Raw genomic sequence first — 12,254 nt, forward strand, 5'->3', positions numbered from 1 at the left:
AGACAGGCTGAGGAGCCTGTCGGCGGAGAGAGATATTGTCATGAACTACGTGCTGGATTTCAGCGTTGTCTTCGAAAAGATGCCCGACCTGCTGATGGCGGCTCTGGCGACGATCGGTCTTGCCTTGGCCGGCATGTCGCTGGCGCTGGTGATCGGCGTGATCGGCGTCGCGGCCCGGTCATCGAAAATCCGTCCCTTGCGAGCGGCGGTCATCGCCTTCGTTGAAGTGGTCCGCAATACCCCTTTCCTGGTGCAAATCTTCTTCATTTTCTTCGCCCTGCCTATGATGGGTGTTCGCCTCAATCCCACTGTCACGGCGATCATCGCGCTCGCCATCAATGGCGGCGCCTATGCCATCGAAATCATTCGTGGCGGTGTCGACAGCATCCACAAAGGTCAGGTTGAAGCCGGGCTCGCACTCGGCCTGCACAAGGCGCAGGTGTTTCGCCTGATCGTTCTGAAACCGGCGCTCAGGGCAATTTACCCCTCGCTGACCAGCCAGTTCATCATGCTGACGCTGACGACATCGGTATGCACGTCTATCGCGGCTTACGAGCTGACCTCCGTCGCGCAGATCATCGAGTCCGACACGTTCCGCAGCTTCGAGGTCTATTTCACGATTACGCTGATGTACCTCGTCATCTCCTGGATGATGATGGGGCTGTTTGCGCTGATCTCGCGGCATTTCTTCAGCTATCCGGTGCGGTGAGGAGCAGGACAATGGGTGTTATCGGCCAAAACGAAATGCTATTCCTGCTGCAGGGCCTGAAGTGGACATTGCTTCTATCTGCGATCGGCTTCATCGGCGGCGGGGTTTTCGGACTCGTCATCGCGCTTGCCCGCACATCTGAACTCTCAGCCCTCCGCAAGACGGCGGCGGGCTATATCTCAGTCTTCCAGGGTACACCGCTGCTGATGCAGCTCTTCGTCGTCTACTACGGGATCGCGCTTCTCGGCGTCAGCGTCGAGGCCTGGGTGGCTGTCGCGATCGCCTTCACGCTGCATGCCAGCGCATTCCTGGGCGAGGTCTGGCGTGGTGGTATCCAGGCAATCCCGAAGGGCCAGACCGAGGCCGCCAATGCGCTGGGGCTTCACTATGTGTCGCGGATGAAGGACGTGGTCCTTCCGCAGGCGTTCAAAGTCTCGTTGCCGGCAACCATCGGTTTTCTCGTTCAGCTCATCAAGGGCACGTCGCTTGCCGCCATCGTCGGCTTCATCGAGCTCGCCCGCGCCGGACAGATCGTCTCGAACCAAACGTACCGGCCGTTGCTTATCTTCGGCATCGTCGGCGCGATCTACTTCATCATTTGCTGGCCTTTGTCTCTTTATGGGGCCCGGCTCGAAAATCGGATGGCAAAGGCCGTCCGGTAAGTTGGCAATCCAACGAACGCATAAGCTCTATCAACCAAGGAGGAGAAGGTAATGATCAGCAGCTTTAAGACCGGTCTGAAGCGCCGTGGAATTCTGTTCGCAGTAGCAGCTCTGATGATGGCCCCGTGGCTATCGCCGATGTCTGCCCAAGCCGCGACGGTGGAGGAGGTCAAAGCCAAGGGCAAGATCATCGTCGGCATTCAGGGCGACAACGCGCCCTGGGGCTTTGTCAATTCGAGCGGCGTTCAGGACGGTTTCGATGCCGACATCGCCAAGCTCTTCGCCAAGGAACTGGGCGTGGAGGTCGAATTTGCACCGCTCGCGGTCGCCAACCGCATTCCGGCGCTTGTCACCGGCAAGGTCGATATCCTGTTTGCCACCATGGCAATGACGGAGGAACGGGCCAAGTCGATCCAGTACAGCAAGCCATATGCTGGCAACACGATTTCGCTTTACGGACCGAAGGACAAGAAGATGGCCGAGATCGCGGATCTGGCAGGCGTCGAAATCGGCGTCCCACGCTCAAGCTCTCAGGATAAGGCGGTGACCGACGCGGTCGGCTCCAACGCAACGGTCCGCCGCTTCGACGACGATGCGGCCACCATCCAGGCGCTGCTTTCCGGCCAGGTGCAGGCGGTCGGCGGCAACCAGTTCTACCTCGACCGTCTGGAAGCAGCCAGTGCCGGCACATATGAACGCAAGATCGATTTCCTCACGACATTCAATGGCGTCGGAACACGACTTGGCGAGAAGGACTGGAATGAAACCGTCAACGCCTTCCTCGACAAGATCCTGTCGAACGGCGAGCACGCCAAGGTCTATGCGAAGTGGATGAAGGTGGAGGTTCCGAAGTTCCCCGAATCCATTCCGAACATCCCCTTCACCATCAACTGATACACGTTCTACGCAGGAGATCGCCGTGCCGCACGCCGCTGACACGCAAAGCCCGCTTCTTTCCATGGAAGCCGTGGATAAATGGTACGGCGCATTCCATGCGTTGAAGAACATCAACCTTACGGTTCGCAAAGGCGAGAAAATCGTCCTTTGCGGACCGTCAGGATCAGGTAAATCCACGCTGATCCGTTGCATCAATGCGCTCGAGAAAATCGAGAAAGGCACGATCATGGTCGAAGGGACAAAGTTGGATGACAGCGGCAAGTCGATCGATGCCGTCCGGCGCGAAGTCGGCATGGTGTTCCAAAGTTTCAACCTGTTTCCGCACATGACAATCCTGGAAAACTGCACGCTTGCGCCGATGCGCGTACGCGGCACCAGCAAGGCGGATGCCGAGAAAGTCGCCCGCAAATATCTCGAACGCGTCCGCATTCTCGACCAGGCTGAGAAGTTCCCCGCCCAGCTTTCGGGCGGGCAGCAGCAGCGCGTAGCCATTGCGCGTGCGCTCTGCATGGAACCAAAAGCCATGCTGTTCGATGAGCCGACCAGTGCACTCGACCCTGAGATGGTCAAGGAAGTCCTCGACACGATGATTGGTCTGGCCAGAGACGGCATGACGATGATTTGCGTCACCCACGAAATGGGCTTTGCCCGGCAGGTTGCCGACCGCGTGATCTTCATGGCCTCGGGCGAGATCGTCGAAGAAGCGCCGCCGGAAACCTTCTTTCGCAATCCGTCGCATCCGCGCACCCAAGCCTTCCTCGGCGAAATCCTGGCCCATCATTAAGGCGATCCCCACATGACTGTTTCAAACGAAACGATGAAGCGCGCTGTGTTGGTGGGACTGATCGGCGCGGATATCCAGATGTCGAAATCCCCTGCCCTGCACGAGCGCGAAGGTCTGCTTCAGGGGCTCGACTATCGCTATGAACTCCTCGACCTTGCGGAGCGCGGCCTTCCGGCCACCGCCCTGCCTGACCTTCTGGCGGAAGAGGAGGCACGCGGCTTTGCCGGCAGCAACATCACCCACCCCTGCAAGCAGACGGTGATTCCGCATCTGACGGATCTGTCCGAGGACGCCCGCATGCTGGGCGCCGTCAACACGGTCGTGTTCAAGGATGGAAGACGGACCGGTCACAACACGGACTGGTACGGCTTTTATGAAAACTTTCGGCGCGGCCTTCCTGGCATCCCGCGGCATCGGGCTGTCCTTCTGGGCGCCGGCGGCGCGGGCGTCGCGGTCGCACACGCCGCGATGAAACTCGGCATCGAGCATCTGGCGATTTTCGATCAGGATATTGCACGGTCCACAAAGCTGGCCGAGGAATTGAACACGCGGTTTTCCACCGAGCGGGCCGTCGCTATCGCCAATGTCGAGGAAGCGATGAGGACTGCCGATGGCCTCATCCACGCCACGCCAACTGGAATGAAGAACCATCCCGGGCTGCCGATCGAGGAAAGTTGGCTGGAGCCCCATCATTGGGTCGCCGACATCGTCTACATGCCGCTGGTGACCGAGCTTCTGGCGCTTGCCACCCGTCTCGGCTGCCGCACCTTGCCGGGTGGAGGGATGACGGTGTTTCAAGCGGCTGCGGCGTTCAAGCTCTTCAGCGGTATCGAACCGGACGCCGAACGCATGAGCAGCCATTTCACCGAACTGTGCAAAGCCTCCTGATCCAGGCTGGCGAAGGAGAAACAGGATGCCGCACATCGTGATCGAATACAGCGAGGGAGCCGGAAGCCGCATCGACATGCCGGCGCTGGTGAAGGCCGTTCATCGCAGCGTGCGTGACAGTGGCGCGGTCAAGCCGAATGCCGTTCGCACCTTTGCGCGCGAGGCCACGCATTCGCTGGTCGCCGACGAGCATCCCGCCAACCAGTTCGTGCAGATCATCCTACGCATCGCGCCCGGACGCTCGGCGGCCGAAAAGCGAGCGATATTGCAGACGGTCTATGACGCAGCCGAAGGCGTCGCACGTCTGGCACTCGACGAGGGCCGCTGCGGCCTGCGAGCTGATCTCATCCAGTCGGATCCTGATTTTGCGATCCACGAAACCACACTGCCGTGACCATTCCGGCAATTCGAAAGGAAGACAAATGAGCTTGATCTATGTTCTCAACGGTCCGAATCTCAATCTTCTCGGCAAGCGCCAGCCGCATATCTACGGTCATGAGACGCTCGCCGATGTCGAGGCCGATTGCCGCCGGGTGGCTTCCGAACTAGGCCATGACATCCGCTTTCACCAGAGCAACCGCGAATACGAGATCATCGATTGGATCCATGAAGCGCGCGAAGACGCGGCCGGTGTCGTCATCAACCCAGCCGCCTTCACCCACACCTCCGTTGCCATTCTCGACGCGCTGAACACCTTCGAGCAGCCGGTGATCGAGGTACATATTTCCAACGTCCACAAGCGAGAGGCATTCCGCCATCATTCCTTCGTCTCGTACCGCGCCGACGGGATCATCTCCGGGCTTGGAACCGAAGGCTATCAGTTTGCGATCCGCCGGGTGGCAAGCCTGATCACGTCTGCCGAAAAGAAGTGACGGGATGGGCTCAGCATGGAACGGAAAGAGAGACTTGCGGTGCTCGGCGCCGGCCTGATCGGCAAGCGACATATCCAGCATGTGCTTGCCGAGCCGCAGGCGGAACTTCTGGCCGTCATCGATCCGATGCCGCTCGGGCAGAAGATCGCGCAGGAATCCGGCGCTAAATGGTTTCCAAGCTTTGCGGCAATGATCCAAACGGATCGTCCCGACGGCATCATCGTCGCGACGCCCAATCAGGTGCATGTCGCCAACGGCCTCGAAGCCGTTGCCGCAGGGGTGCCGGCGCTAATCGAAAAGCCGATTGCCGACGATATCGCTGCCGGTGAAAAGCTGATCGGCGCGGCGGAAGCCGCTGGCGTTCCGCTTCTGGTCGGCCACCATCGCCGCCACAATCCGATGATCCAGAAGGCGAAAGAGATCATCGACAGCGGCGCGCTTGGCCGCATCCTTGTGGCCAATGCGATGTTCTGGCTGTTCAAGCCGGAAGATTATTTCGACATCGACTGGCGGCGCCAGGCCGGAGCCGGCCCGGTCTTCCTCAACCTGATCCACGACGTCGACAATTTGCGCTATCTTTTCGGCGATATCGTTGCCGTGCAGGCACGTGAATCCAACGCCGTCCGCGGCAATGTTGTCGAGGAAACCTCGGTGATCCTGATGGAGTTCGCGAGCGGTCTTCTTGCCACGGCCACCGTTTCGGATGCCGTCGTCGCACCCTGGAGCTGGGAGATGACGACGGGCGAAAATCCCGCCTATCCGAAGACGGAAGAGGCATGTTACCTGATCGGCGGGACGCACGGATCCCTGACGATCCCGTCGCTCGACGTGTGGAAGAACGGCACGAAACGCAGCTGGTGGGAGCCATTCGAAAAGCAGCGCATCGCCGTTCAGGACGAGGATCCGCTGGTGCTGCAAATCCGGCAGTTCTGCAAGGTGATCCGCGGTGAAGAAGCCCCGCTGGTCAGCGGGCGCGAAGGGCTGAACACGCTGAAGGTCATTATGGCCGTCAAGCAATCGGCAGCAAGTGGGGAACGCGTCGTCCTGGGATAGAAACCGATACTAGGGCATCTCCCAGGGATCGTCGGCGAAAGCAATGTCGGTCGGCGCCAGCTTCGGCCTGTCGTCCGATGTCACGGGTCGCGATCCACTCATCTAAAATCCCGTGTCTTCACCCTGATCCCGCCGGTATGAAGATAGAATCGACGATATCACGTGACTTTCGTGTGGGATCGCAGTTTCGGCCGCTACAGCCTATAGTAGCGTGGTTGCGGGGGCAGGATTTAATTATTACTTGCGCTCGCCGCAAGTAATAATGGTTGCAGGCTTGAGACGCGAAAACTCCCTTGTTTATCAACGCATTTCAGAGCGCATCTCAACGTTTAGCAGCGATGCCAGCCGTTCTTGGAGGTTCGGAGGGCGTCAATCGTGCCGCTGGTCCGCGTAGAGCGCCTCGATCCTTGCAATCTCGTCTTCTGTCAGCGCGGCGAATTCCTTCTCCCGCGCCCGCTTCGAGAGCGTCCCGCCATTCTGATGCAGGAAGCGGAAAAGAAGATCGAGCAGACGATCCGGCATGTCGATCATAAGGGACAGGCCGGCCCTGAACCCGTCATAGGCCCTGAGGAACCTGGCCTCCTCCGGCAGATCTACATCGATCGTACGCGCCACGCATTGGAAGAGAAACTCCGCATGCGGTGTCGCATCAAAATAGCGGTAGAAATCCGCGGTGTCGTTCAACACCTCGACATTTCCCCGGTCGATCGGCCTCCAGAGGACATGGGCCAGCAAACGCCGCGAGTAGCTTTCTAGCACGCGGCGATACTCATCGATGCGGTCGAGGATGACGGCTGAGACAGGAAAGACCAGCCCGGGCGGATTGAAACCACGCTCGGCAAGCACATGATGGATGAGATAGCGGTGCAGGCGGCCGTTCCCGTCCTCGAAAGGATGGATATAGACGAATCCGAAGGCGAGCGCGGCAGCGGCAAGGACCGGATCGAGATGCCGGGCCGGCCCCTGATCGAATGCGGTCAACCCGTCGATCAGGTCCGGCAGGTCCTCATGCCGGGCGCTGATATGGCCGGGGATCGGAGCACCGCTCACGCGGTCATGCTCACCGACGAACCCGCCTTCCTGACGCAGGCCGAGGTGAACGAAGCGGGCATCCCCAATGACGATGCGCTGCAATCGCTCCAGTTCCATGCGGTCCACTGGGCGGCGCCCCGCCTCGCCAATAACCTGGCCCCAACGCTGGATACGGTCTTGAGGCGGGTCTTCGCCCTCGATCTGGAAACTGGATCGCGAGTCCTTGAGCAGGAGGAAGGCGGCGGTGCGGGCCAGAAGGTCTGCCGGAACCTCGGCGATCACGCGACGGGCTTCCTCGCCCAGATTCCGGGCGACGAAGTCATCCAGCTCCGGCGTGCGGAAAATCATCGGACACCAGGCACGTGTTCCGGGCAGATTGTTTTTCACACGATGGCGTGAAGAGGTCTCACCCTCCGATGTCCATTGCTGTTCAGGATCGACGACAAGGGCATAGGTGCCGCGGGTGGCGTTGGGCAGATCGAGCGGCTGATCGAGCAGCCATTCGTAGAGGAACCAGAGCCGTCGCGCATAGGCCCCGGTCGGGGCCGCGCGAACGATCTCGACGATGGCTTCCGGACCCGTCGCGCGAAAGAGCATTTTCAGGACAGCGAGATCCAGCCCCTCGTAGCGCAACGCAAAGGTCAGGTGGCCGGTCAGACTGGCTTCGGGCTCATGGCGGGGCGTATAGAGTTTCCAGCCCTCCGCCTGATAGACCTTATGTCGGGGGCCAATCGCAGCGAGGGTGATGGGGATCGGCACGGCCAGATCGAAGGCGTCAATCAGAGCGGCATAACCGGCCGGGATAGCCGTTTTCGGCAGCCAGCGGCCGTGAAGAACGCTGACTGGCCCTGAAAACGGCTTCTTCTGTCCCTGTACCATGATTTTCGATGCTCGCGCCTGAGAATCCATACTAGGGAAAGCATCGCCTGAAAAACAATTATAGGCAATGAATTTTGATGACTATGGCGCACGTGCGTGATTTTTGATTCTCGCCCGCTTGATAGGTCTCACGGTAATAGCAGCAGGCGGGGATTTCATCTTAACTTGCGGCAACCATGGGTGCCCTGCCTATGCGGGTATTGCTGGCGGCAAGGAACCGTCTCGGCCTTTATGCTGAAGCTAAGCTCGAGGAGGTCGGGCGGCTCTTGAGCCGCCTGCGCCTGCCCGAGTTGCTTCGTCTCACCGGCGTCGTTTAGCGGCACTGCGCGATGCTCTGGAAAGGCTCTCTGCCAGAACCAGCAGGCAGCCGAACATTAGGGCGAGCGCTCCGGTCAATGCGTCAAGATAGGCCGCCCTGACGGCGAGGCCGATGACGGTGATCAGGATGAGTACGATGGCGGCGAGCGCGCCGTCGTCTATGAACATTCCAGCGAGTTCGCGAACGGCCGATTGAAGCAAATTCATCTGAAATCCTTTTCCGTCCCAACCTGGAAGATGGACTGCAGGCTTCTCACGGCAATCAGAGATACAATCGTGAAAATAGCGAGAATTGGCAGTAGCGACAGGTCTCCGCCAGGCCAGTTCGCGCCAAGCCCTTCTCCCACCCAGAAAATTCCAAAACTCGCAAGAAGCAGTCCGACGGCAAACTTGAGACCGTTTTCGGGAATCCTGGCCAGAGGCTTGTGAACGGTTATTCCGATCGCTAGCACCAGCAGACACGCTGCCAGGGCACCGATGCTGGCATAGCCGATCATACCCTGCCCCGCTCCTGCGGCGACGACGATGAAAACCACTTCGACGCCCTCCAGCAGCACCGCCTTAAACGCTGCCACTCCTGCCAGAAAATCCGCCCGCCGATCGGCCGCACGCCGCAGCAGCATTTCGGTCTCGGCAGCATAGGCTTTCTCTTCATCGCGCAACGGGATGATACCTGACGCGCGCAGAATGGCCTTTCTCAACCAGCGCAGCCCGAAAAGCAGCAGCAGGGTACCGATCACGAACTGCATCAGTTCCAGCGGGATGAGATAGAGCAACGGCCCAAGCAGCATGACAAGGACCGCGAGGAATACGAGTGCGGCGGCAATGCCTGTAAAAGCCGCCCGCCAGCTCTGCGTCACGCCAACCGCCAGGATGATGGTGAAAGCTTCGACGATCTCGACGAAGGAACCGAGAAACGACGCTGTTACGATCGAGGTTATGCTTGTGATCGCCGTCATAGGGAACCCTTCTGATCGTTGGCGCTATGCCCAAAGCGGATGACGTGAGCGATCCTCCCAAGCCGGCCGCATGCGCCACCAACAAGTGCCAGCAGCCTTATCTGGCGGCAGGAAGCAAGCGCTGTTCAAGCGCGACAAGCCAGGAGAAGACGACGATCGGCATCAGGAATCCGAGGACGGCGTCGGAGAGATAGTGGGCACCGACCACAACGCGCAGAATTGCTGTTGCAATAGAAGTGATCGCAATTGGCGGCCCAAGCCAGAGCCTCGCCTTACGCGGCAGGAGAATGATAAGGCAGAGCAGCCAGCCAGCTCCCGACGCCTCGCCGGACACGAAGGAGCAATTGCTGGTACATTGTCCGAGGAACGACCCGGCCGGCATAAAATCCATGTGACCGCCAAAGAAGTTCGTCTGAATGGGCCGGGGACGTCCGGAGTGGCCCTTCAGCAGAAGATTGACGATCAATCCGGTACTCAGCGCCAAAGCGGCAAGCGAGAGCCATAATCGCCGCACCGGAATTTTCGCTCCGATCGATTTTGACAGGGCTCCAGCAGCGATGACACTGATGACGGCCGCAGCAGCGAGGTATGGCAGGACGTAGAGGACCCAGCGCAGCAATATGACGGATTCATACCGGCTGAAGACGAAACCGCCACACCCGGCATTTCCGCCGCAAAGCGGTCCCCGGAAGAAGAAAGATGAAACAGCGATGTCCATCGCCGGGAATGCATGGAAAATGGAGAGCAGCAACATCCAGGTCGAGGCCATTAGAAAGAAAATTCCACTGGCGCTGGCGCGGCCGAGCGGTACGGCTTGATAGCCCATTTGCATATTTCCTGTGCTTCGAACATGCGATCCGCCCTTGTCTGCTTCCTGCCTGACAATTGCCTGAACGGGAGGGCGCCGGAGCTGTCGAAAGGAATTTCCGAAACGCTGGCTGATACCGGCGGCCGGCGCGCCCCGACATCCACAGCTGCGTTCATCGGTGAGCAAAGCTAGCGAGCGCCCTCGCCTCCCTCAGCCGGATCTTGGGACATTTGCACCTGCGGACTAAGTAGTTGATCTTATTGAGAGGATGGCAGCGGCGATGGGGCAACACAAAAAACTCGGTAACCCGTTGGATTACCGAGGTTTTTTCGTCTTATGTTGGTTGCGGGGGGCACGCAACCATCGTTGCGGAACAGGGAGGCTTCGCCGGCGGGGCCTAGCCCTTCACCTCGCGAACGAGCTGGAGCGTCGAAAGCCGATCCATGATTAGCTTCGCGCGTTCCTCGCCTAAAAACTCGGTGGCGCGGTCTGGCCATAGTTCGAGGGCGCGCGTGACGGTGGATCTGACTTCGTCAACGATCCATTTCGGATCGACGCGCAAGAAGCTCGCGACCCGTTCGAAGCGACGCAGATTCACATTCTCGAAATTATGGGTCCCGACAAAGCGTAGCGCCATTGTATCACCCGATACGAACAGGACTGTCGGGACGATATCATAGGCTGGCGAGAGGCGTATTTGGCCGGGCTCGGGAAACCAGAATGACCAGTTCTTGAGATGATTGTCGCCATTTCCAAGCAGCACATCCGCGACAACGCGGCGTACCGCCTCCAGAATATCTTCTCGGTGATCGGTGCTGAAGCGACGCACCATATTGAGGACGGTCTCTGTCGTGGCCATCGTATATTTGCGATCTCCGACCGCACCGATGATCTGTCCGGCATCCTCGATGTGGAGGCGCTCGCCATCGGGCGTTCGATCGAAGCGATCAACGACCAGGACACTTTTGCCGTGCTCGAGGAAGTGAGCGGATACGCTTACCACCGCGTCGCGCGAGACAAGGCGACATTTGGCAATATGAACGCCGATCATTTCCGCCAGGCGCATGGCGCCATATTCTGCTTCCGGCAGGCCGGGAAATCGCTCGCTCGCGACCTTAATGATGCAGCGGCCAGTATCGCCCCTGCCCGGTGCCGTGAGGCGATCGCCGTCGGGATTGGCGGTGAACTTGAGTTGGATGCCGGCCAGGGAGAATTTCACGGCGCCCTCCGGCAACGGCGCCTGGAAGCCCGCGACCGTCTCCATCTCAAACGGACCTGTCGAAGTCGGCACGCCGGTTTCTGGAGTGATCAGCACTGCTCCCGGCAGGTCGGCACCAAGCCGGGTTACGACGTCGAATTGATCATGGTCCCCGGGTCCCATTTCATTGAGAACCAGTTCGCGAAGGGCCCCCTCAGGCAGCAATCCGGCAAACCATGGAGGCAATGTTCCATGGAGACCGATCTTGTCTCCGCGATAGGCAAGCCGATCACGGGTGCTTTTATCGCTGTCCGGATCATACCAGCCGAGGCTGAGGTTAGGGCGCTGGGTGTCTCTGAGATACGATTCTGCAACCGAGAACGCGACGCCTCCATCCCCGTCTCGTGTCAATGTGCCGACCCGGACCGGCCCACGCGCATGATCGAGAAGATGGACGCCAAGGATAGCGGGCTCTTTTTTTGCCATCAGCGTTCGCCCTCATCCTCGGCGCCGAGATCGACGAACAATTCGTCGAAAGCCGTGCGGCCGGGTTGCGCGCGTCGCTCCTCGTTGTTGGTCTCACTGACCAAGGCACGGACTTCCAGGGCGCGAGAACGGGGCACGAGAACGGGAACAAGATCAAGCGCATCGCATATCTCGGCGAATAGCGTGAGCCGATCGCGGCCCGATCGGCCACCGCTCAGGTCGCGCTCGAGTTCGGAGATCCGCGCTCGATCTCGCCCGACCCGCATGGCCAGTTGTGGTTGACTCAGGCCGCGTCGGACCCGGGCTTCGTGCAGTTGCGTGCCGAGGATATTGAAAATCGTGTTCGCCATGCGGAATACCGCTCTTTTATGGTAGATATGCGGAATTCCGCTACATCATTCAGCGGAGGAATGCAAGCGGAATTCCGCTCATTTTCGTCCAATAGAGCGGAATAGCGCACAGAATCGGATCAATGCAGGTTGCTGCCGCCTGCGGAGCGCCCGAGATCCGAATGACTGAACGTCCGCGCAACGCCCGCAACACCGTAACCCATTACGCACCGTGCCATGATCAATCCCATCGACCAAGCGCTACTTGGCCGAAGTAAAGAACGACTTCGAGGAAAGGCTTGCGTCAGGCGAGTTGGAAACGGCGCGCAAACAAAAAAGCTCCTCGACCGGCATGGTGAGAAGCTCCAGAGTAAATACGC

Annotated in this window: 14 protein-coding genes; 8 read left to right on the plus strand and 6 right to left on the minus strand. The window is 59.5% G+C overall.

The window, feature by feature from the left end; translation table 11 throughout:
• The first annotated feature begins 40 nt into the window (after positions 1 to 40).
• Genes QA644_RS15195 through QA644_RS15230 form a run of 8 tightly spaced genes read left to right on the plus strand, consistent with a single transcriptional unit; the run spans position 41 to position 5,865 of the window.
• Positions 41 to 709 (plus strand): amino acid ABC transporter permease, encoded by a 669-nt coding sequence (locus QA644_RS15195; RefSeq protein ID WP_239597278.1) that lies wholly within the window; start codon positions 41 to 43, stop codon positions 707 to 709.
• 11 nt (positions 710 to 720) lie between these two features.
• On the plus strand, positions 721 to 1,371 hold the full coding sequence (locus QA644_RS15200) for an amino acid ABC transporter permease (protein ID WP_283069338.1): 651 nt from the start codon (positions 721 to 723) through the stop codon (positions 1,369 to 1,371).
• A gap of 51 nt (positions 1,372 to 1,422) precedes the next feature.
• Entirely contained in the window at positions 1,423 to 2,265 is an 843-nt protein-coding gene (locus QA644_RS15205) for a transporter substrate-binding domain-containing protein (RefSeq protein ID WP_074069522.1), read from the plus strand.
• Between the two features lie 25 nt (positions 2,266 to 2,290).
• Entirely contained in the window at positions 2,291 to 3,052 is a 762-nt protein-coding gene (locus QA644_RS15210; protein ID WP_275593256.1) for an amino acid ABC transporter ATP-binding protein, read from the plus strand.
• Between the two features lie 12 nt (positions 3,053 to 3,064).
• Complete coding sequence (locus QA644_RS15215; protein WP_239597266.1) at positions 3,065 to 3,940, plus strand: shikimate dehydrogenase; 876 nt, start codon at positions 3,065 to 3,067, stop codon at positions 3,938 to 3,940.
• A 25-nt stretch (positions 3,941 to 3,965) separates the two neighbouring features.
• Positions 3,966 to 4,334 carry a 5-carboxymethyl-2-hydroxymuconate Delta-isomerase gene (locus QA644_RS15220; protein WP_283069344.1) on the plus strand — a complete coding sequence of 123 codons (369 nt, stop codon included), beginning with the start codon at positions 3,966 to 3,968 and terminating at the stop codon, positions 4,332 to 4,334.
• A gap of 28 nt (positions 4,335 to 4,362) precedes the next feature.
• The gene (aroQ, locus tag QA644_RS15225) at positions 4,363 to 4,812 is read left to right on the plus strand and encodes a type II 3-dehydroquinate dehydratase (RefSeq protein ID WP_239597258.1); all 450 of its coding nucleotides are present in this window, start codon (positions 4,363 to 4,365) and stop codon (positions 4,810 to 4,812) included.
• A 15-nt stretch (positions 4,813 to 4,827) separates the two neighbouring features.
• Positions 4,828 to 5,865 (plus strand): Gfo/Idh/MocA family oxidoreductase, encoded by a 1,038-nt coding sequence (locus tag QA644_RS15230; RefSeq protein ID WP_283069346.1) that lies wholly within the window; start codon positions 4,828 to 4,830, stop codon positions 5,863 to 5,865.
• Positions 5,866 to 6,234: 369 nt separating this feature from the next.
• Here QA644_RS15230 and QA644_RS15235 read toward each other — a convergent pair whose 3' ends face one another.
• The 6 genes from QA644_RS15235 to QA644_RS15260 all read right to left on the minus strand — a co-directional run bounded on the left by QA644_RS15235 (position 6,235) and on the right by QA644_RS15260 (position 11,895).
• Positions 6,235 to 7,776 carry a Fic family protein gene (locus tag QA644_RS15235; RefSeq protein ID WP_283069347.1) on the minus strand — a complete coding sequence of 514 codons (1,542 nt, stop codon included), beginning with the start codon at positions 7,774 to 7,776 and terminating at the stop codon, positions 6,235 to 6,237.
• Between the two features lie 300 nt (positions 7,777 to 8,076).
• Complete coding sequence (locus tag QA644_RS15240; RefSeq protein ID WP_239597249.1) at positions 8,077 to 8,301, minus strand: hypothetical protein; 225 nt, start codon at positions 8,299 to 8,301, stop codon at positions 8,077 to 8,079.
• Complete coding sequence (locus QA644_RS15245; protein WP_283069348.1) at positions 8,298 to 9,053, minus strand: TMEM165/GDT1 family protein; 756 nt, start codon at positions 9,051 to 9,053, stop codon at positions 8,298 to 8,300. The genes QA644_RS15240 and QA644_RS15245 overlap by 4 nt, the downstream gene beginning before the upstream one ends.
• Before the next feature lie 97 nt (positions 9,054 to 9,150).
• Complete coding sequence (locus tag QA644_RS15250) at positions 9,151 to 9,879, minus strand: phosphatase PAP2 family protein (protein ID WP_283069350.1); 729 nt, start codon at positions 9,877 to 9,879, stop codon at positions 9,151 to 9,153.
• Positions 9,880 to 10,258: 379 nt separating this feature from the next.
• Complete coding sequence (locus QA644_RS15255; RefSeq protein ID WP_239597238.1) at positions 10,259 to 11,545, minus strand: type II toxin-antitoxin system HipA family toxin; 1,287 nt, start codon at positions 11,543 to 11,545, stop codon at positions 10,259 to 10,261.
• The gene (locus QA644_RS15260; protein ID WP_283069353.1) at positions 11,545 to 11,895 is read right to left on the minus strand and encodes a helix-turn-helix transcriptional regulator; all 351 of its coding nucleotides are present in this window, start codon (positions 11,893 to 11,895) and stop codon (positions 11,545 to 11,547) included. The genes QA644_RS15255 and QA644_RS15260 overlap by 1 nt, the downstream gene beginning before the upstream one ends.
• Positions 11,896 to 12,254: the final 359 nt, after the last annotated feature.

Source organism: Rhizobium sp. CC1099, from assembly GCF_029714385.1.
In the GTDB taxonomy this organism is placed as follows: domain Bacteria; phylum Pseudomonadota; class Alphaproteobacteria; order Rhizobiales; family Rhizobiaceae; genus Rhizobium.